Below are 21,839 nucleotides of genomic sequence, written 5' to 3'. Positions count from 1 at the left end.
CGCTGGGGCAAAAACAGGAGATTAACGGGTATTGAACCGGGTCAAATTTGGGCCAGATACAGCCTGATAAGGAAGTATATAAAAATTTAAAACACTGATTATCAAATACTAAAAATTTAGCGATTTTGGGGTTATAGTTAATACGGTTCCAGTTCCCGCTACTAGCAATGACAAGGCTTCACAGAAATGTGAAGCCTTTCCTTTTTGTAATGGGTACAGAATAGGTACAGAATCATAGCCTTTTCAATTTGATATTTCTCTTGATTTCAAATGCTATTATTTTGTAAGTAATAGTATTTCTGAATTATTTTAATAGTTAAACGCATTTTTCATTAATTCTATTTCATTTCTTGGAATACCTAAATCCATCGCTAGTTGTTGCCACTGACCTACATTCTGCTGAATTGTAGTAATAATAGCATTGGCTTCTTTTTCTTTTATCCGAAAATAAGGAGCGACTTCCCGTACCAGGTCTAAATCCAAAGCATTATCATTTTCTGAAATATTAAGTTTTAAACCTGCTCCGTTCGGGGTTGGGTTGATATCATAGGCAGGTGAAAGTATCCAACCTGAATTTGTTAACAGAAATCCGTGATTCCGGAGATGATCGTCGGTATTTGATATGGCTATATTAAAAACAATACGCCTCCATAATTTTTTGAGATCGTTATCAACGTCAGTTCCATTCTGCATCAAAAATTCCACAAGCTCCAAATAACTAACCCCATCTTGATAGTCCGTTCCATCACTATATCCTAATAAGGTCATTGCAGAAGCAAAGTGCGTTCGGGTGCCATTGTTGTTACGATCAAATCGTTGTGTTAGAAATGTATGTTGATGGTGCGAAAATTTTTCTACCCTTGATGGTGCCATTTCAATACCGGATTGAATCGCAAGTCGATAGGCAAGCATTTCCCAAGCGCCCATATCCTGGTGATCATTTTGACTTGGAAATTTAGCAATCCACAAACCTCCTTCAGTATCCCGAATGTTTGCCTTGGGTCTTGCACCTCCCAAAGAAGACCCTGGTGCCATTAGCATATTTAGCCATTTTAGATATTCCGGATTGTCTGGGGCATCTTCTTTTTCTAGTTGTAAGCTAGCAAATTCAAGATCCCCAAGTGCAGCGAAAGGTGGTGCGGCCATCGCTTCATCATCATCTAAAAATGCACCATCTGGTGTTGTTTTAAAACGAAGTCCTCCCATTCGGTTAGTATCATAAACTCCGAGTAGATAATCCGATTCCATTAAAGTGTTAGGCCGGCGTGCTTCTTTCCTAGCTTTAGCAGCCTCTTTACGCATCATTAGGACTCGACCCCACCGATCAGGTGAGGAATCTAAAAAAATACCGAAATTGGATTTCTCATCATTGAGGTACTGGGCACCTTCGAATAATTGTAAATCTGGATCTATAATCTGTGCATACCCTGATTGTAACCATCCTTTAGCATATTCAAAAGAAAATATTTCTTTTCCTCTGGAGGGGGTTGCAAATAAACTCCCCATTAAGAATGGAGCTTCAATTCCATCCCAATGCGCATATACCAATATTTCTTTTCGTTCCTGTGTCATTATTTCTTGGTATTTTTTGGACCACGTTCCTTAACGGTTAGATCAGCATCCTGTATTTTTCTACCCAATGTATCATCTTTGGCCAAAAGCAATATGTCTTTCTCCAGACCTAATACTAATAAAACTTGTAAAACAATACCTAAAGAAACCGCAGGGTTTCCTTTCTCTAAGGAAGAAAGTGTAGGACGGGAAATCCCTGCCCGCTCTGAAACCTGATTCATTGTTAGTTTTCTGCGTAAGCGTGCCAACTTGATATTTTCTCCCAATGCTTGTAAAAGCTTCTTGTTTTTAGGTAATAACACAATACTATTTCTAGACATAACGTTAAGTATATTTTACAAAAATAGGTAAAAAAGTAAATAGTATTTTACGTTACTACAATAAATAATATAGTGAACTTAATTTTGTCCCCAAAAAACACTTTTTTTGGGAAAATTGAATTTGCTGTAAATATTTTCGAGATATTTTAATGCCCTTTTCTACATTTGAAAACTCAATCAGGTTTTTTTTTCGTTGATTTCATCAAGAGCCAACTTACATTTATCAAGTATATGTTGTATTTCATTTGTCACTAAACTCTGGTTTTGTAACGAGCCGACTACATCTTCCTGAGTTTGCACAACTTCAGGTCATATCAAAAATATTATTAAAGAATTCCGAATATATTATGAATATATTCCTGTTCAATGTGGAAAAGATATAGAAGAAAAATCTTTTTTTTACCTAATATAACTCAGTACATAAAAAGCCATATTTTTTTATTTCATTAGCTAAAAAGTTGTTTTGATAAGGTGGGTAATACACTCTCAATATGTTATCTGCATCTTCTAAATCAAAATTCCAGTTTCCAGCTCCAACTAAAATGTCAAGGATTGCTTTAAGCTTATTTATATTAGCCTCAGTAACTACTGAAGTTCTAAAAATTGAAATTTCCATTTTAATCTCAGTGTTTTGATTTTGTTTTTTAATTGCATTCATTCTATAGTTTCCCACCAATTTTCAAATTTTTGATCACTCATATCTAGATATACCAGTTCACCGATTTTTGGAGTTATCAATGGAATATTACCCCCTTTATTTAATGCGGTAATTTCTGAAAGGGGTTCATTCCAAGGGTGTGCTGCAAGCGCAAATTTTGAAGAGTGTACCGGAAATATCCGTTTCGCTTTTAAATCTACAGCCGCTTTTAATACATCTTTGGGAAGATTATGGATATATCTCCAAGCCTTATCATATTGCCCGTTGTCCAATATTACCAAGTCTAAAGGACCGTGTTTTTCTCCAATTTCTTTATAATGGGTATCGTATCCGCTATCACCACCTAGATAGATTTTAAAAAGGGATGTTTGCAAAACATATGAAGCCCATAGTGTGTTGTTTCTAGATAGCCCTCTACCCGAAAAATGACGCGCTGGTTCTATAAAAACTATAAAATCCTTATCTAATTCGATTTTTTGATACCAGTCTTTTTCAATTATTTTTTTTGGGTCATATCCCCAATGTTCAAAATGAGAACCTACTCCAAGGCCACAAATAACGTTATTTATTTTACCCTTTAAAGCCACCAAAGTTTTATGATCCAGATGATCATAATGATCGTGGGAAATAAACAAGTAATCGATTTCAGGCAAATCTTTTGCAGAATAAATATCCGTACCCTCAAATGATTTTATGGTGTTTGGAATTGGGGAAGCGCTGCCACTAAAAACCGGGTCGACTAAAATTCTCTTTTGGTTAATTTGAATAAAATAGGAGGAATGGCCAAACCAAACCAATACATTTTCATCAATAGATAGATTTGACAGATCTGTTTTAATAGAAGGTATTTTTTCTTTAGGATAATGATTTGGTTTATTTTTAATATAGTTTTCATATATCACATCATAGTAATTATGGCCCTCTGCCAAAACTGGAGTGTGATTTAAATTTTGAAACTTTCCATCCTGGTAATTGGGCGATTGTTTTATTTTCTCCAGTCTAGATCCAGTGGGTTTTTTGCCAAACATATCTTGTTGCATATATAAGAATGTGGATATGAGAAGCACGACCACCATTGTGAGGAATATTATCATCGAATTTTTTATTAGTTTTCTTTTCACCTGGAGATTCAATTTTTTATGATTCTTAGTGTCTTATTTTTGAGATAAGCCAATCATTTTATTAAATATAAAATCGATACCCTTATGAGGAAGAATAGAAGGCAAAGTCCAGTTAAAGAATCTTCCTGGGGTAAAAGTATATCGTACTTTTGGAGAAGATGTTTCAAAAATTTTACGGGTGAATCGGGCGATTGATGCTGACGAGGCTGCACCTTTTTCAGCTTTTACCATCATTTGTTTGAAGTTTTCAAATGGTTGCTCATAGCTACTAGCTTTAAATGATTTTTTGTCCAACTCATCTTTTTCCCAGATTTTACTTTCAATAGCACCCGGAGCAAGAATAATTACCTTAATGCCGAATACACTTAATTCTCGACGTAAGCTGTGTGAATATCCTTCTAATGCGTGCTTAGTTGCCGCATATGAGGAAAGAAAAGGAAGAGCCAATACACCACCCACTGAACTAACATTTATAATTCTGCCCATATGCTTTTTTGTTTCTGGATTAGTGCCGAGTAGGGGTAGAAGGGTTTGAGTGACATTCATTAAACCAAATAGATTGGTCTCAAATAGATTTCGTGTATGTTCTAGATCTTGAAACTCGATAGGTGAAACACTTTCAATCGCTGCATTATTTATTAAGCCATCAAGAAGTCCATTCAGGGAAATCTCCTTTACATACCTCGCAAGATCACTTACCTGTTCCGGATTCGTTACATCACATATAACAGGATAAACATTTTCATTTAGTTCCTGTTTGAGTCTTTCAGCGTCCTCGGCTTTACGGATTGTAGCAATAACTTGATAGTTCGCTTCTGAAAATTCTTTTGCAATTGCATACCCGATACCAGTACTGGTTCCTGTAATTAATAAAGTCTTATTCATTATTTTACAATTTAACAATATTTGTCAAAGGTATAATTATATTTTGACAAAAAATGTATATTTGTAAAAAAGATTTATGACCGAGAAAGAAGAGCGAATATTAAATGCCTCAAAAGAAATATTTTTAAAGTTTGGTTACACTAAAACCACTATGAATGATATTGCCGAAGCGGTTGGCATTTCAAGACCTGGTCTATATCTTATTTATCCCAAAAAGGAAGAGATTTTTAAGGCCCTTATCCTTAAGTTATCGAAAGAACTTTCTGCGGAAGTAAAGAAAAGAAACGCTAAGGTGAAAGAGCCTCTTTTAAAACTTAGAGAGGTGCTGAATATTTGGGTGGTAGATATGTACACTTTGTTAAATCAATCCCCTGAAAGTGCAGAATTGTATGAAAATCAATTTTGTTTTACCAAGAAATGTATGCAAAAGAGCACAGAGTTGTTTATATCTGATTTAGAGGAGGTGCTAAAACTCTTTCCGTCTAAAAGCTTTAATGATAATATTGAACCTAAGGATGTTGCTGTTATTATTTCATCTGCGGTTATAGGTATTAAGAAACAGGTGCACCATCTCGATGATTTAAAAAGAAATATTGATTTACTTATACGAATATGTATCAAGATTTAGATCTAATAATTTAAACTGAAATAAGTGAGGTGAATCGTATAGGTATTCTACTTACAGAAATTATAAAGTATTTATAAAACAATTTGGAATTTGGTTAAGGGAGTTTGATAAATTTAATTTTTTAACACCTGTTAATCAATTTTTTATGTGTTTTAAACTTTTGATAATAACCAATTGGAATATATTTATCAGTATTACACAATAATACTTGTCGTTAATAAATATATGTAGCAGTGTCAACTTAATTAAAAATGAATAGTATTAATTTTGCGATTGTCTGTATGGTATTATAAAATGTTTTGTTATCACTGAACTCATTTACTAGTACTAGGCTTTTATTTCTAATTATATATGAAAACCTGGAATTATTTTTTTCATACTGTTTTTCTGAAATAACCCTTTCGCTCCCAAAGTGGCATTTGCAGGTTGCAGTCCCCACATTATGTGCTTGTCCATTTTGGTTCTTTTCTATAATGATTTAATCTGATTCTAATTGAAGAAGGGGGAGGTATTTTAAAAGGGAGTTCTTCATTTAGATCACGCTCATGAACTTTTGAGAAGTATGACTAATTTATCAACTGTATTTTGGAGGTATTTTAGGAATTTTGGGTATTCCAAATAACAAAAAGAGAATGCTTTGAATTTTTTCGCCTACTTTATCCCGTAGTTGCGCATAAGCCCGAGTCATTTGGTTTTCAACGGTTTTAACCGAAAGGTTGAGGTGATCAGCAATTTCCAAATTAGTCAATCCTTCGTATTTACTCAATAAAAATATCTCTTTACATCTTGGATGTAAGTTATCGATCTCCTTTTTCACTTGCTGAATCAATCTGTCCAGGTTGGATTCTTCTTCTTCTAAGAGCGTATTTACAGCAGTCATATATTCTTTTTCCAGGTTTAGAATGAATTTTCGATGTTTGTATTGATCTAAAAACTCATTATAAACAGAGCGGTAAAGAAAACTGCGCAGACTCGAATTGATTTTAAGGGAACTCCTTTTTTTCCATAAACGCAACAGAACGTTCTGTACCATATCTGCCGCTAAACTACGATCCTTACAAAAGCTATAGGCATAGAGACACAGTTTATGGTGGTAACTATCCATAAGATAAACGTAGGCAGATTCCTCGCCCTTGCGTAGGTCTGTTACCAAAACCGCCTCAATTTTATACAGTATTTGAGCTTCTTCTTTCATTTTGCAGAGAATATTCTGTTAATTATGCAAAAATTAAAAAAAAATCTGTAATACGTTAGGGGTTTTTGATTTGACAATCTTAATAGGAGTAATATAATAGAATCTTAATGAAGTACGAAGCAAGAAATCTTATTATAAAATATTTAAACCAGACAGCCTCAGAGCAAGAATTAGATGAGTTGTCCCGGTGGCTTAAAAATCCTGTTCATGCAAACGAGTTTAAAGCATTTGCTAAAATTGATTATGCTATAGATCATATTATGGAAGATTTTAATACGGAGCAACATAAGAGCGACTTTTTGTCCAAAATCCGTAAAATGGAACAACAAAAGAAGGTTCGTAAATTATGGACACGCATTTCTGGAGTAGCAGCCTCTGTTTTAATAATTATTTCGCTTTCTGTATTTCTAAACAACAATCAGGAGCAGGCTGAAAATAGCGCCCCCATAGTTGTTAATAATCAAATAGAGCCTGTAAAAAATAACGCTATTTTACTTTTAGAAACGGGTGAGGAGATAGCCTTGCAGCAAGGCAACGCATTACATACTCAAAATGCAGTACGCAGTAATGAAGGGATTGAGTATAGTGAGGGTACAGCCGTAACAACTGAAATTGCCTATAATTATTTAACGGTACCCCGCGGTGGTCAGTTCTTTGTTAAGCTGGCTGATGGGACCAAAGTGTGGTTAAATTCCGACTCTAAACTGAAATATCCGGTACATTTTCCTAGGGCTCAGAGTCGTGTGGTAGAGCTGCTTTATGGAGAAGCCTTTTTTGAAGTTTCGCCTAGTAACAAACATCAGGGAGCAGATTTTAAGGTTATTCATAAGGAGCAGGAGATACAGGTGCTGGGGACAGAATTTAATGTTAAAGCTTACCCTGATGAACCTAATGTTTTTACCACTTTGGTTGAAGGGAAGGTTCAGATTAATACACCACGAGAGCAGCAAATTCTTAAGCCGGAACAGCAAGCAATTTTAAATGATAATACCTACGCTTTATCCATACGTTCAGTGAATTTGCGGGAGGAAATAGGTTGGGTAACTGGTGAATTTATTTTCAGACAAAAAAATCTTGAACAAATCATGGGGGTGCTTAGCAGATGGTACGATATGGAAGTGGTTTTTGAGCGAAGTGAGCTGCAGGATGTCAAATTTGTAGGTAGAATTCAGAAGGATCAGGAGATAACCGAGATACTTGATAGGATTAAAAACTTTGGTATAATAGAGAACTATGAAATTAATGAGAAGCAGGTACGCTTAAGGTAGCAAATTCATTTTTGATTAAAACAATCAATTTATAAATAGAAAAAGGGAGCGAAGTTCAAATTTTCGCAGGTTCAAACTTCGTCCCTTCTAATTTGATCAGTTAAAGCAAATACTAACCAATACATTTCAAATTTATGAAAATTAAATTGTTCAATGTCTGTAACCCTGAACTAGTTTCCAGGGTCAGAAAACAATTCTTATTGACGGTCATGAGGGCATTCTTACTTTTATTTTTTACAACGGCTTTAGGATTTAATACAGACATTAGTTATGCTCAGGCTCAAGTAAATGTTGAATCATTGGGTGAAATTACAGTTGACGAGGTCTTTCAGTTGATTACAGAACAGACCAAGTATAATTTCCTGTATCCGGAAGGATTATTTTCAGATTTACCAAAAGTAAAACTGCTTAAAGGTTTAATCAAAGTAGATAAACTCATAGCACAGAGCATTCCTGAATCTCAATTCAACGTGGTGTTATCAGAGGGAGATACCATAATTATTGAAAGAAGCAAATCGGTAAATCAAATTAGTGTGTCAGGTACGGTTACCGATGCTAGTGGAACTCCAATACCTTACGTCTATATTCGAGTAAAAGGTACTACCAAAGGAGTAGCGACCGATTTTGACGGGTACTACAAGATCGCAATAACATCTACCAATAATGTTTTGATATTCAATTCGCTTGGTTTTAAAGATAAAGAGGTACTGGTGGGGGACAGGCTTATAGTTGATGTCGTTCTAGAAAATGATGTTACAGAGTTGGATGCAGTCGAAGTAGTGTCTACAGGATATCAAAAAATAGCTAAGGAACGCAGCGCAGGTTCATTCTCAAAACCGGATATGAGTATCGCAAAAGACAGAACGTATTCCATGAATATTCTACAGCGAATAGATGGTCTGGTGGCAGGATTGACTATAAATAATTCGCCCGGTGCGGCTTCAAATCCTTACCTTATAAGAGGTCTAACCAGCATAGGGACATTTGGGGCAAATAACGTCTCTGCATCAGATTATGACGGTGATACAGCCCTTAACCCCGGTACAAATAGAAGCCCATTATTTGTGGTAGACGGTATCCCCACCAATAATATTTCATTCATTAATCCGCAGGACGTAGAGGATATTACGGTTTTAAAAGATGCCACTGCGGCTTCTATATGGGGAGCGAGAGCTGCAAATGGGGTTATTGTGGTAACTACTAAAAAGGCTAGTAATAACAGAAAATTGACGATCAATTACGACGCCTTCACCAATATTCAGGGACGCCCGGAATTAGATTATCAGCCTTATATGAATAGTGCCGATTTTATTCAAGCGGCGAGAGAGGTTTTTGATCCGGTATCTTATCCCTTTGAACAATTAAATGCATATACCTTCGGAGGTTCGGGCATCCCTCCGCACTTAAGAACACTATACGCAGAATACATGGGCGAAATATCAAGTGAGGTGGCCAATGCCCGCTTAGATAGTTTAAGCAGTTTGAGCAACAGGAGACAAATACGCGATATCTGGTATAGGCAGGCCATACAGTCAAACCATACCTTAACCCTTTCTGCAGGAGGCGTAAAACATTCTATCTATTCCTCATTGGCTTATACAGATACTAAAAACAGCAGACCGGGAGATTCAGATAAACAGTTTAAATTAAATATTAGACAGGACTACAGGTTTAATGACCGAATTAGTGCTTTTTTAATTACCGATTTTATAAAATCTAAAGCTTTAACCAAGAATAATCTGGATATCGATTATGGATTTTTTCCCTATCAATTATTTCAAAATGAAAACGGGGAGCATATCTCAATACCCTATATGGGTTTGCTTACAGATGATGTAAGGGCAGATTTTGAAGCCAGATCAAAGGTTAATCTCAATTATAATCCGCTGGATGAACGGGATTACGCAGATCTTAATTCTGATGTTTTCAATGGAAGGTTTATCGGTGGGGTGGATATAGGAATTTTTGAAAATTTAAATTTTTTAGGAACCTATAGCTATATTCAGGGAGCGCGAAAAAGCACCAATTACATCAATCCTGAAAGTTATATCGTACGGAGTGAATTAGCGCAGTTTACAGTTGCAGACACACCAGATGATATACCGCAGTATTTTTTGCCAGACACAGGAGGAAGATACACAGAAGGTCATACCTCAAATAGAAATTTTACCATACGTAACCAGCTGTCTTATGATAACAGTTGGAGCGAGGGTAAACATCAACTTAGCATTCTATTAGGGCAAGAAGCGCAGGAACAGTTAACCGAATCATCAAGCACTGTAGTTAGAGGGTATAATCCCTTGTTACAGACTTCTCTACCAATAGATTATGCATTTCTGGAAAACGAAGGTTTGGAGAATCCGGTAATGCCTAATTTCGGAACGATCAGTACGTTGACAGATGATTATTTTGTTCAATCTGAAATCCTGACCCGTTTTACTTCCTATTATACTAATGCAGGATATACTTTAGATAAAAAGTATACTTTTAATGGAAGTTGGAGACGGGATAAGAGTAATTTATTTGGTCTTGATAAGTCTGCTCAAAATAAGCCCAGTTGGAGTGTTGGTACCAAATGGGCTGTTGGTAGAGAAAACTTTTTGTCTGGTTTTAAAAATCTAAATTTTCTGGATTTGAGAGCTACCTATGGTATTACCGGAAACGCGCCAACCCCCGGAGTCTCATCAACTTATGATATCCTAAGGCCACAGACTGAATATACGGTATTAAGTAATCGCATTCCCTTGACCATTAGTACACCCGGTAATCCCAAATTAACATGGGAAAGGACTAGCACTTTAAACCTGGGAATTGATTTTGGTATTTACGATCGTATTAATGCTTCTGTAGATGTCTATAGAAAGATGACAGACGACCTTTTAGGTCAGTTGCCACTCAATATTTTTTCAGGCTTTACTTCGGCCATTGGAAATTTTGGTTCTTTAGAAAATAAAGGGGTTGAGCTTACTCTGAATACTAAGAATATAGAGACCCAAAACTTCAGTTGGACTACGCTATTTACGATGGCGTATAATAAGAATAAAATTACAGCTCTTGAGTTACCTGGAGAAGTCACTACAGGCGATCAAAAGGTAGATTTGGCTTATTTAAAAGGTTTCCCTGCATTTGCGGTTTTTGCCTACGACTATAAGGGGCTTGATGCTGAGGGAGATCCGTTAGTACAACTACAGGATGGTACCATCACCAAAGAACCTAACATCACTAGCGCAGATGACATTTTATTTATGGGTACTGCACAACCGGTGTGGAGTGGAGGCCTATCAAATACATTCAGCTATAAAGGCTTTAACCTAAGTATCAATGCAATCTACAACCTTGGCCACGTTATGCGCAGAGATGTGACTACCAATTTCTCAGGATTGCTGGAGAGTGTACCTTTTACAGATTTTGCTAATAGATGGAAAGAACCTGGTGATGAGCTTGTGACCAATATTCCATACTACGACCCTACAGGAGCCCTTTCGGGAGATACCAGAGACATTGACTATTACATAAAAGGGAATCAAAATGTCTTAGATGCTTCCTACATAAAACTCAGAGACATCACCTTATCCTATAGGCTTCCTAAGGAGTTTCTTCAAAAGATTAATGTCAAAGACCTGACTTTAAGGTTTTCCGTTTCAAACGTATTGTTATGGACTGCCAACAAGTATGATATTGATCCGGAGTTTCAGTTCAGCTCCTTAAGTCGTGGCGTACGGGCTCTAAGAACCAACCAAGGGAGCGTTGCGCTTGGTCTTCACTTTTCTCTTTAATCGATTTTAATAAGATATACTCATGAATTTTAAAACTATTTATTCAGGAATAATCTCTTTTGTAATAATTGGCTCTTTGACGGTTTCTTGTGATGACGATTTTCTCGAAGTCACTCCTAAAGGAAGCTTAATCGCAGAATCTGTATATGATTATGATTTATTACTTGACGACCCCTTATTAAGGGAAGCTTCAAATGTAACGGTACCAATGGGAGATGAAGTTGCGGCCGTAGAACCTTTTTATTCAACTATAGAGCTACGTGCACGCAGACTCTTCAAATGGGAGGCAGAAATATATAATTCAGATCAAACACCGCAGGAATTACAAACCTCAATGACCTCATTATATTCGTATAATAAAATTATTAATGAAGTAGGCGCTACCGTTGACGGTACCGATGAGTTAAGAGCGCAACTTGAAGCAGAAGCGCGTGTAGGCCGGGCATTAAGTTATTTTATTCTCATCAATTATTATGGAAAGCCTTATGATGCAGCGACTGCTTCTTCAGATTTGGGGTTTCCCATTATTGAATATTCAGATATTAGTTCTACTGACTTTACCCGAAATACAGTACAGGAAGTCTATGATTTTATCATCGATGATATTGAAATGGCACTTCCTTTTCTTCCCAGAACTGTAAAAGATAGAAATCGGGTATCTGCGGCTACGGCCGAAGCTTTATATGGTAAAGTACTTATATTTCAACACCGGTTTGACGAGGCGTTGGTGCATTTAGATCTGGCATTAGATTATACCGCTAATACGCAGGTTGAGTTAGGGATTTATGATTATAACGAGGAGTTTCTTGACGGCGGGGTGTTCACACCTGCCAGTCCATTTTTTGGTCCGGCTACGGTCAATAGAAACTTGAATAAGGAAGTGCTCTATGATAAGGGCTTTGTAAATTCATGGTCGTTTGTTCAAAATGAGTTTGTTATCAATCCAGAAACAGCCGCCCTTTTCAACCCTTCTGATTTAAGGTTGAACTTTTACTCAGATGCAGAATTCTTTGGTTTTGAACCCTTTTATCCTAAAGGTATGTTGCGAAAGATGGGGCCACTCTTCCAGGAATTTGGGATTTTCCTCCCGGATATCTATTTGTTGAATATTGAAGCAACCGCGCGATTAGGATTTTTAGAAGATTCGGTTTCTAAATTAGAAATTTTTAGAGCAAACAGGATGCCTGTGGAAGATACTGAGGTCCCTTCAGCGATCGCCACAGATAAGGATAAGCTCGTAACATTCATTTTTGAAGAACGCATGCGCGAATTGGCGCTAACGGGATACAGATGGTTTGATATGAGACGCTTATCAGTAGATCCCGATTATAGTGATTTAGTGAGCTATACCCACAAACTTTATAATGAAGAAGGGGAAGTACTGGAAACCTATGAGTTGACTCCTGACCGCTTTGTACTGCGATTTGGGGATCTTGTTTTATCGCAAAACCCCAATTTAACTGAGAATCCTTAATTATATATTCAATGACTATGAAAAGATATTTTGCAATACTTCTGGCTTTAAGCATGTTAGCGAGTTGTAAGGAAAAGGATATTCAGAAATGGGATTATTCCATATCAGGACAAGTGCCAGCAGATAAAAATTTTGAAATGGCCATAATGTCTTATCCCTCTGATGAAGAGGGTGGGCCTTATGATGCAGATACCACAGTAGTGGTGGATGGTAAATTCAGTTTTGAAGGAAACATTGCCCGGCCCCAGCTTGCAGAACTCAATCTGATTGAAAAAGAAGAACAAGAACGAGAAGATAATGATTTTGCCGGTATGGCCAACGTAGCTTTGTTTTATCTGGATGGTACCCTAAACATTACGTTTAATGAAAAAGGTATGGCTTCGTATGAAGGTGGAGGAGAAGAACAGCAAGCCTGGCTAAAGTGGGAGGAAATGAGTAAATCACTGGCAGAATCTAAAGGAGGTGTCACCCTAGAAGCTTTTCAAAATCTGGTTGGAGAATTTGTAGACCGGTACCCGGACCGTTATGTAAGCATTGATTTGATGGATATTGTTACCCAGGGTCCTATTCAATACGATCTGGTTGCTACTATGTATGATGCTCTAAGTGAGCGGATGAAAAATTCTGCGAAGGTTTTGGCGTGGAAGCCTGCTTTGGACAAAGCCAAAACCTATCTGACAGGAGAACTGAAAGCACCCGTTTTTACGATGAATGATCCTGAAGGCAACCCCATTGCACTTGAATCCTATAGGGGTAAATACGTGCTTTTAGATTTTTGGGCAAGTTGGTGTGCTCCCTGCAGAGCAGAAAACCCTAATGTTTTAGCTGCTTATCAAAACTATGAGGATAGCAATTTTGACATTCTCGCAGTCTCTATAGATACCGATAAGGAAGCCTGGCTTAAAGCCGTACACGAAGATCAGCTACCCTGGAAACATATAAGCGATTTAAAAGGCAGCGATAATGAGGCGGCTAAAGCTTACGGGGTGGAAGCTATTCCCGATAATTTCCTTATAAATCCGGAGGGATTTATTGTGGGAAGAGGTCTTAGGGGCAAAGCCTTGCACGATAAACTGAATGATTTAATATCAAAAAAAACTAAATAAGCACACTATGAAAAATTTAATAATAGGTCTTTTCATATCCGGTAGTGTACTGGCGCAGAACGAAACGAACCCAGAATATTCATATGCCGAATTTAACGCCTTAGAACATGTTAAAGATCAGGAAGCGTATTATGAAGAAATGCGACAGGCAAATCCAGATGCTGACTACGACACGTATCTGACTGCTTTAGCCATAGCAAATCTGGACCATGGCAATACCGATAAGTATAAATTTTACACCCGTTCAAATCCTGATTTTTCTGCAATTGCTTTGATAAACCTGGTTTATGCCTTAGAGCATTTGGAAGACGAAGATAAAAATATGCCGGTTATTGCTGAGGTATCTCAAGAAGTTATTGATAAGATTGAGAGTCGTGATGAAATCGACGTGATTGCAGATGGAAGATTACAGGTGCTTCTGGAACTTAACGCAATGGCCAATGCTAAACTGGGTAATGTTGCACTGGCCAAGAAAAATTTAAAAAAGTCCTCAGAAATCGTTTCTGAGTTTAGGGATTCTAAATATTTTAAGGATTCAAAAGCGAGCTTTTACGATCGCTGTGCAATTGTATTAGCTGCAGCCGGGGAAACTCAAAGAGCGATGGATACGCTGGTCAAGGCTGTAAGAACCGGAGAATCAAAACCGAAGCTTAGAGAGACCTTTGCTCACGTTTATAAAGAATTAAAAGGTACCGATGTAGGTTGTGAAGACTTGCTAAATGAGCTTAGGGAAGAGGCGTATCAACACTATTATGATAAGATTAAAAAAACCTACCTCACAGATGTTAAAATTCCTTACGAGGGCAAAATAAATGCACCTAATGGTTCTGGTGAACAATTAACCATCTTTTCTGCTGATAAGAATGTTTATGATATTTCAATACCCGATTTGAACGGGAATCCGGTGAATCTGGCAGATCATAAAGGCGAAATCCTGTTGATTGATTTCTGGACGACTATGTGTACTCCTTGTGTGGCTTGCTTTACCGCATTTGAAAAAGTTGTGGAAGATTATAAAGATGAACCCTTTCAACTTTATGTCATCAATCTTTTTGAACTTCAGGAAGATGTGAAAAGTTTTGTACGTAAAAAAGGTATTGACCTTGACGTACTCCATGACGAAGAAAACGTAGCCTATAATGTAGTCGCGACACCTACTAAAATTGTATTTGATCCACAAGGCACTATTCGCTTTTATAATATAGCCTACGCGGGCTCTACGGATGGGGAATATTATAAAGTAAAAGCCATGATCGAAATCATCAAGGAACACGCTTCTAATTAATACTAGTGTTCGCAACATCCTTTAGCCGAAATAGCTGTGAAGAGCAATCGGAAAAGGCCGGTGTGAACTTTTAGAAAATCTAATAAATAGATGATACGACTCAAAAGAATATTGCTGGTCCTTTTAATCAGCATGAATGCCTGTGCATTTGCTCAGGATGATCAGGAATCAATTCTTGCGTTTTTAAAGAATGAGACCCATGCAGAAAAACGCGAGGAAAAGATCAAAAGTATCCTGGAGAACGGTAGTGCAATCCAATTGTTTGAACTGCTTCAGTTTTATGGAACTGATGATGAAAAAAGTGACCAAATCATCAAACTGATAAATAAGAAGTATCCGCAATCTCAGGAAGCGCGTTTTGCACGAATGATGTCTTTCCGAAATCTTGAAAGTGCGCAGGAAGTCGAGGAGCATTTTTTCAAAATACAGCAGGAATATCCCGAGGCAAACCTTGATTTTGAAAAAAATCTGGTCGCTATGACCTTTGCCGAAGTTCCCGATGCTCAAAAAATGATGGATTACATCAATGCAATTGAAGACCCTGTATATAGGATAGGAGCACTGATTTCTAATCTGGAATTGTTTATTCCAATAGATCAGGAGAAGGCTTTAAAACTGGCAACGCAAAATCTGGATCACGCTAAAAAGCTCAAGGCCCAGATAAAGAAGAGTAATCAGGCCGAGGCTATTTATAACGAGTACCTAAAGATGTATGGCAAATTGCTTTTTAAAACCGGGTATGATCAAAAGTCGTTTAAATACATTCAGGAAGCCTATGAAAATCTGGAGGATATTAGTGAGAACCGCGAACTTGTGGAAATCTATGCGTATCTGTCTGCAAGTTTAAAAGGGAATTACGAGAAAAGCCTTCCTGTACTGGCTGAAATGATTGAAGCGGGTAAGAATGAGCAAAGATATTTGGATCAGGTGAGATTGGGGTATGCAAAATTATATCCTGATAAAGATGTTGAAGCCTATATAGATTCCTTAAACCAAAAGTTTATCGAGAAGGTCAGATCCAATGTAACAGCGTTTAGCGTCAGTAAACAGGCACCGGCCTTCTCGGTAACCGATGTTAACGGTAAAAAAGTGACTCTTGAAGATTTTAAAGGTAAGACGATAGTTCTTGATTTTTGGGCAACCTGGTGCGGTCCCTGCGTGGCTTCATTCCCTGCAATGCAGTTAGCCGCTAACCGTTATGCCAATGATCCGGAAGTTGAATTCCTGTTTATCGATACCTGGGAGAATGTTAAAGATCCTTTGTCCCATTCTAAAAAATTTCTCGATAAACGAGGCTATGATTTTGATTTGTATATAGATGCCATAGATCCTGAAACCCAACTTCCCCCGGCGGTAACAGCATTTGAGGTAACCGGAATTCCTGCAAAATTTGTCATTGATCCTGAAGGAATAATACGTTTTGAATTAGAAGGTTTTGAAGGAGATATGGAGGCTGCAGCAGAAGAACTTGCGCAAATGGTTGAAATAGCCCGAAAAGGCTTTTAACCCTAATTACAAACAGTTATTAACACGATTTTTTTCTTGCATACCCCGTAAGGGATAAGGGAAAAATTTTTGAAACAGCATATATGAAACGGATTATTTTTTTATTCCTACTTAACGTTTTGGCTATAAATGGTTTTTCTCAGAGTAAGTATCCTGTTAAGTGGGAAGTAAGCAGTGAGCGTATTGATGAATTAACCTATAAGGTTCTCTTTACCGCTGAGATTGATGCAACCTATCACATTTATCCTCAAAAAGGAGCCAAAGGAGGTATGGGAATGCCCACAAACTTCACGTTTGAAGAAAATCCCAATCTGGAGTTAATAGGAGCCTTGGAAGAGAAAGGTAAAGAGCAAAAGGGAAATAAGCCCCTTCCTTACTATTCTAAAGGGGTGACTTTTGCCCAGGTTGTAAAATTAAATGCAGATAAAGAGACGCGCTTAAACGCAACGATCAGGTTTATGGCATGTACAAACCAAATGTGCTTGCTCCCCTCAACTAAAAAGTTTACGGTTAATCTCAACAGTAAAAGCACACCTAAATAACAGGGGGATGTTTGGGAAGCTCAATCCCCAGTTAAAATGCTCACGCAATCAAAGCGAACAACTATGAAAGTCAAAATTGCACTTAGTCTGTTTTTTGAACTAGCCATTTAGTAAGGTAGAGCAACTTATCAGGGCTGCTCCAGGGTGGCCCTAATGTTTAATACTAATTATAAATCTATAATACGATGAAAACCAAAATCTTCTTGTTGCTATTTGTTATAACCGGTTACGTACAGGCACAAATTTTTGAACCGGTTACCTGGGAAACTTCGGTTGAAAAAGTAACAGATTCAGAATACGATTTAATTGCTACCGCTAAAATTGAGAAAGGCTGGCACCTGTATTCCCAGACTGTACCCGAAGGAGGACCTGTGGCAACCAGTTTTTCGTTTGAAGGAAACTCAAATTATTTAAAAAAAGGGAATACAACCGAAGAAAAAGGCCATACGGTTAACGATCCTATTTTTGAAATGAAGATCACCTATTTCGCAGATAGGGCAGTATTTATGCAACGTATAAAGCTACGCAATACAAAACCTTTTGAAATCAAAGGCAGTGTGACCTTTATGGTATGTGACGACAGTCGCTGCCTACCTCCAACCACTAAAGATTTAACTTTCAACATAAACTAAAACCATGCATAATACAGTAAGGTTTATTTTTCCTTTCCTATTAATTATACTTTCTTTTTCGTCTGAAATTGAAGCGCAGGTTGTAGATCCCATTAAATGGACAACCGAAACAGAGAAGATTTCAGATACCGAATATTTACTCATATCCAAAGCGACTCTTGATGTAGGCTGGCACTTATACTCACAGCAAGTTCCAGATGGGGGACCCGTAGCTACAAGCTTTATGTATGACGACAGCAACGGAGACTTTAGGATTGTAGGAAATACGAAAGAGGAGGAAGGGAAGGTGATACAAGATCCCGTTTTTGAAATGGAAATCAAGTATTTCGAAAACAGTGCAATTTTTAAGCAAAAGATTGAAGTTATTGAGGAAGTGGAGCGCATTCAGGCTTTTGTAGAGTATATGGTTTGCGATGATACGCGCTGCTTACCTCCTGAAGAAGAAGAATTAACCTTCAATTTTACCGAAAAGACTACTGCAGAAACTTCCACTGGTTCTGTTACAGCGGTGAATTCAATATCGCCTGAAGCTGAATCTTCAGCCTCAGAATCCCGCGGGTTACTCACTATTTTCTTTTTAAGTTTCTTAGGTGGTTTTGCAGCTTTGCTCACGCCTTGCGTCTTCCCGATGATACCTATGACGGTAAGCTTTTTTACAAAACAGAGTAAAACCCGTGCCAGCGGAATTAAAAATGCGTTGCTCTACGGACTTTTTATCATCGTGATTTATGTGGTGCTGGGTTCTGTGGTGACTGCGATCTTTGGTGCCGATTCGCTCAATGCGCTCTCTACTAATGTGGTCTTTAATTTGGTCTTTTTTGCGCTGTTAGTCTTTTTTGCTTGTTCCTTTCTGGGCGCTTTTGAACTGGTGCTTCCCAGTTCGTGGGCTACCAAAATTGATTCACAGGCAGACCGCGGTGGCCTTATCGGCATCTTTTTTATGGCGCTTGCTCTGGCCATTGTTTCGTTTTCGTGCACTGGTCCCATTGTGGGCACTCTGCTGGTAGAATCTGCTTCAAAGGGCGGGATAGCCCCAATTGTGGGGATGTTGGGCTTTTCGCTGGCGATTGCGTTACCCTTTGCCTTGTTTGCCGCTTTTCCCGGTTGGTTAAACTCGTTACCTAAGTCTGGTGGCTGGCTCAATACGGTCAAAGTGGTTTTAGGCTTTTTGGAGCTTGCCTTTGCCTTTAAATTTTTAAGCAATGCCGATTTGGTGCTGCAATTACACCTATTAGAACGCGAGACATTCTTAGCGATCTGGATTGCCATTTTTGGAGTTTTGGCGTTTTATCTCTTCGGAAAGATTACGTTACCGCACGATAGTCCTTTACCGCATATCTCGGTAGGAAGGCTCGGCTTGGGCCTTTTTGTATTAGCCTTTGTGGTGTATATGATTCCGGGTCTGTGGGGAGCGCCCCTGCAATGGATTAGTGGTTTCCCACCACCCACGCAGTATAGCGAGTCTCCTTACGGTGTAGGGAATAGCAAAGGGGTTGCGGGCACTTCTATAGAGCTTCCTGATCAAGCAGAATTGGGGCCTTTAGATCTGATTACGTTTAAAGATTATGAAGCCGGGATGGCCTATGCCAAAAAGGTAAATAAGCCAGTGATGCTCGATTTCACAGGTTATGCTTGTGTAAACTGCCGCAAGATGGAAGAACGGGTATGGCCAGAACCTCAGGTTCAGCAAGTGCTGCGGGATGAGCTGGTGTTGATATCACTTTATGTTGACGATAAAAAAGAGCTTCCTGAAGCAGAGCAATATGTTTCTGAAACCACCGGAAAGAAAATCACGACCATAGGGAATATGTGGAGCGATTTTCAAATTAAACATTATAAGGCCAATGCTCAGCCGTATTATGTATTGATCAATAATCAAGGTGAGAATTTAAACGATCCCACAGCTTATGATCCTGATGCGGAGTCGTATCTAAACTGGTTGAAGGAAGGAATTAAAAGCTATAATTGAGTAGAACTCTGAATTTGGATTGATTGAGAACTTAAATGTGGTGTTTTGGTTTTCTTTCTTTTATAGGTGATAAGACACTCTTAGTAAATGCGTTCTCAATTTTTCCTGAAAATCAGTGTTAAATATAAATCCGGTCTGTTTTTAAGTTCTTCCCGCAGTCGGGTATAGGCAATGCGCAACTGAGCCTCTATGGTTTTTGTTGAGATTTCCAGTTGTTTAGAAATTTCCTTATGTGAATACCCTTGTTTTTTATGCATAATAAAAATGATCCTACACCGTTCAGGAAGCGAGTCAACAGCTTTTGTTATGAGTTGCAGCTTGCGCTCGAGAAGATCGTCAGGGTCTTCCATTAAGTTCACCAATGTTTCATTTTTTAGCTGATCAAGATAGGTTTGCTGCTTCTTTTGTTTTCTATAGCTGTCTATAAACTGATTATAAGCAGCGCTATAAATGTAACTTTTAACTGATGTGTTGAGATGCAACCGATCTTTTTTCTCCCAGAGTTTTATGAAGGTATTTTGAGCAATGTCTTCGGCGTCTGCCGCTTTATCAACATATTGCATTAAATAGGATACCAGAGGTTGGTATAATGCCTCAAAAATTTGGGCAAAGGAATGCTCATCACCTTTCTTAAGCAAATCGTTTAATGCTTCGTTATTCATAGGGATTATGCATTATGAAGTAAAGGTTAAAAAAAAATCAACTTTTTTTTAAGGGATATTAGGTTTTTTTTCGTCACTAGGGTGATTTATGATTGAAAACCATGGAAAACATTGATGATTTAATACAGAAATTCCAGAATCGTTGCATTAGTGATGAGGAGTTAATGCTGTTGGAGCAATGGGTGAAAAGCAGCAAACGAAATACGTATTATTTTAAAAATGCTGTTGAGCAGGATTATTTGTTAACAGCCTACAGCCGTAAAGATGAAAGATCACCAGATTTTGATAAACTACTTCGCCCTGTAAAATCTTCTTCCCGAAGAATGATCCCAGCCACACTATTTAAATATGCGGCTATATTAGTCTTGGGCATTTTTACCACGGCTTTGGGTTATTTCTATTTTACCAATCAGGAAGAAGCTGTCTACAACCCGGGCAAAATTACCTTTACCTACGAAAATGGAGAAACCATCACACTCGACGAAAGTCTACAAGTTACACTAACCGATGAATCGGGTAATACCCTGGGAGTTCAAAAGCAGGGCGAACTTGATTTTACGGCTTCAAACACTCATGATACTACTTATAATACGCTAAATGTCCCCAGAGGAAAACGCCTTAACCTCTTGCTGGCAGATGGTAGTCGGGTTTATCTCAATTCAGAAAGTACCCTGCGTTTCCCTGCAAATTTCCCTGAAACCGGACCCCGTGAAGTTTACCTCACCGGAGAAGGCTTTTTTGAGGTTGCTAAAGACGCACAGCATCCCTTCCGGGTTAATGCTGAAGAATTGCAGGTAGAAGTTTTGGGTACCCGTTTTAATGTAAACGCTTATGACGGGGCCCAGGAGATCACCACAACCCTGGCAGAAGGATCCGTAAAACTCGTGCAAGGTAATCAGGAGGCTAAACTTGTACCGGGTGAAGCAGGTATCTGGAAGGCAAATGCAGACCAGATTGAAGTCACTGAAGTATTGGTGTCAAATAATACCGCATGGATTGAAAATAGACTTTTATTTATTGATGAACCCTTTGAAACCATTGTGGAAAAAATAGAACGCAGTTATGGTGTGAAAATAATCAATAACAATCCCTCGCTTGCAACAACCCGCTTTAACGGGGATTTTGATCTCAAGACTGAAAATGTAAACGATGTGCTGGATGCTTTTACAGCAATAGACTTTTTTGAATATTCCTACAAAAACAACATAATAACCATTAAATAAGTACTTATGAATTAAAA

Annotated in this window: 18 protein-coding genes; 11 read left to right on the top strand and 7 right to left on the bottom strand. The window is 38.0% G+C overall.

The features are described from left to right. Nucleotides 1-309: 309 nt before the first annotated feature. The 5 genes from DSM02_RS04125 to DSM02_RS04105 form a co-directional block, all read right to left on the bottom strand. The gene (locus tag DSM02_RS04125; RefSeq protein WP_128764478.1) at nt 310-1,572 is read right to left on the bottom strand and encodes a type II toxin-antitoxin system HipA family toxin; all 1,263 of its coding nucleotides are present in this window, start codon (nt 1,570-1,572) and stop codon (nt 310-312) included. Further along, entirely contained in the window at nt 1,572-1,892 is a 321-nt protein-coding gene (locus DSM02_RS04120; protein ID WP_128764477.1) for a helix-turn-helix domain-containing protein, read from the bottom strand. The genes DSM02_RS04125 and DSM02_RS04120 overlap by 1 nt, the downstream gene beginning before the upstream one ends. A gap of 403 nt (nt 1,893-2,295) precedes the next feature. Continuing rightward, nucleotides 2,296-2,550 (bottom strand): hypothetical protein, encoded by a 255-nt coding sequence (locus DSM02_RS04115; RefSeq protein WP_128764476.1) that lies wholly within the window; start codon nt 2,548-2,550, stop codon nt 2,296-2,298. Then, nucleotides 2,547-3,590 carry an MBL fold metallo-hydrolase gene (locus DSM02_RS04110; protein WP_240673979.1) on the bottom strand — a complete coding sequence of 348 codons (1,044 nt, stop codon included), beginning with the start codon at nt 3,588-3,590 and terminating at the stop codon, nt 2,547-2,549. Before DSM02_RS04110 ends, DSM02_RS04115 begins: the two co-directional genes overlap by 4 nt. A 114-nt stretch (nt 3,591-3,704) precedes the next feature. Continuing rightward, nucleotides 3,705-4,556, bottom strand: coding sequence for an SDR family oxidoreductase (locus tag DSM02_RS04105; RefSeq protein WP_128764474.1), 852 nt, complete (start codon nt 4,554-4,556; stop codon nt 3,705-3,707). 76 nt (nt 4,557-4,632) lie between these two features. Here DSM02_RS04105 and DSM02_RS04100 point away from each other — a divergent pair, with 76 nt between their 5' ends. Beyond that, nucleotides 4,633-5,184, top strand: coding sequence for a TetR/AcrR family transcriptional regulator (locus DSM02_RS04100; RefSeq protein WP_128764473.1), 552 nt, complete (start codon nt 4,633-4,635; stop codon nt 5,182-5,184). A 574-nt stretch (nt 5,185-5,758) separates the two neighbouring features. On the opposite strand, the gene DSM02_RS04095 is transcribed toward DSM02_RS04100, so the two are convergent. Further along, entirely contained in the window at nt 5,759-6,379 is a 621-nt protein-coding gene (locus tag DSM02_RS04095; protein WP_128764472.1) for an RNA polymerase sigma factor, read from the bottom strand. Between the two features lie 107 nt (nt 6,380-6,486). Between DSM02_RS04095 and DSM02_RS04090 the strand changes: the two genes are divergently transcribed. The 9 genes from DSM02_RS04090 (at nt 6,487) to DSM02_RS04050 (ending at nt 19,937) form a co-directional block, all read left to right on the top strand. Beyond that, a complete protein-coding gene (locus DSM02_RS04090; RefSeq protein ID WP_128764471.1) occupies nt 6,487-7,647 on the top strand; it encodes a FecR family protein in 1,161 nt (386 codons plus the stop codon). 209 nt (nt 7,648-7,856) lie between these two features. Further along, on the top strand, nt 7,857-11,423 hold the full coding sequence (locus DSM02_RS04085; protein ID WP_164918229.1) for a SusC/RagA family TonB-linked outer membrane protein: 3,567 nt from the start codon (nt 7,857-7,859) through the stop codon (nt 11,421-11,423). A gap of 22 nt (nt 11,424-11,445) precedes the next feature. Next, on the top strand, nt 11,446-12,897 hold the full coding sequence (locus DSM02_RS04080) for a RagB/SusD family nutrient uptake outer membrane protein (protein WP_128764469.1): 1,452 nt from the start codon (nt 11,446-11,448) through the stop codon (nt 12,895-12,897). Between the two features lie 17 nt (nt 12,898-12,914). After that, nucleotides 12,915-14,003, top strand: coding sequence for a TlpA disulfide reductase family protein (locus DSM02_RS04075; RefSeq protein WP_164918228.1), 1,089 nt, complete (start codon nt 12,915-12,917; stop codon nt 14,001-14,003). Nucleotides 14,004-14,010: 7 nt separating this feature from the next. After that, nucleotides 14,011-15,288 (top strand): TlpA family protein disulfide reductase, encoded by a 1,278-nt coding sequence (locus tag DSM02_RS04070; protein WP_128764467.1) that lies wholly within the window; start codon nt 14,011-14,013, stop codon nt 15,286-15,288. A gap of 90 nt (nt 15,289-15,378) precedes the next feature. After that, the gene (locus DSM02_RS04065) at nt 15,379-16,794 is read left to right on the top strand and encodes a TlpA family protein disulfide reductase (protein WP_128764466.1); all 1,416 of its coding nucleotides are present in this window, start codon (nt 15,379-15,381) and stop codon (nt 16,792-16,794) included. Between the two features lie 83 nt (nt 16,795-16,877). Further along, on the top strand, nt 16,878-17,336 hold the full coding sequence (locus DSM02_RS04060; RefSeq protein ID WP_128764465.1) for a hypothetical protein: 459 nt from the start codon (nt 16,878-16,880) through the stop codon (nt 17,334-17,336). Between the two features lie 185 nt (nt 17,337-17,521). Next, nucleotides 17,522-17,968: a protein-disulfide reductase DsbD domain-containing protein gene (locus tag DSM02_RS04055; protein ID WP_128764464.1), complete on the top strand. Its 447-nt coding sequence runs from the start codon at nt 17,522-17,524 to the stop codon at nt 17,966-17,968. A gap of 4 nt (nt 17,969-17,972) precedes the next feature. Continuing rightward, nucleotides 17,973-19,937, top strand: a complete 1,965-nt coding sequence (locus DSM02_RS04050; protein ID WP_128764463.1) for a protein-disulfide reductase DsbD family protein — start codon at nt 17,973-17,975, stop codon at nt 19,935-19,937. A gap of 95 nt (nt 19,938-20,032) precedes the next feature. Here the strand turns inward: DSM02_RS04050 and DSM02_RS04045 are convergent, their stop codons facing one another. Continuing rightward, nucleotides 20,033-20,599, bottom strand: a complete 567-nt coding sequence (locus tag DSM02_RS04045; RefSeq protein ID WP_128764462.1) for an RNA polymerase sigma factor — start codon at nt 20,597-20,599, stop codon at nt 20,033-20,035. 101 nt (nt 20,600-20,700) lie between these two features. Here DSM02_RS04045 and DSM02_RS04040 point away from each other — a divergent pair, with 101 nt between their 5' ends. Next, the gene (locus DSM02_RS04040; protein WP_128764461.1) at nt 20,701-21,822 is read left to right on the top strand and encodes a FecR family protein; all 1,122 of its coding nucleotides are present in this window, start codon (nt 20,701-20,703) and stop codon (nt 21,820-21,822) included. The last annotated feature ends 17 nt before the right edge of the window (nt 21,823-21,839 follow it).

This window comes from Leeuwenhoekiella polynyae (genome assembly GCF_004104075.1).
Taxonomy (GTDB): domain Bacteria; phylum Bacteroidota; class Bacteroidia; order Flavobacteriales; family Flavobacteriaceae; genus Leeuwenhoekiella; species Leeuwenhoekiella polynyae.
The sequence above is the reverse complement of the archived record's forward strand: the minus strand, read 5'-3'. Positions and strand labels throughout refer to the sequence as shown.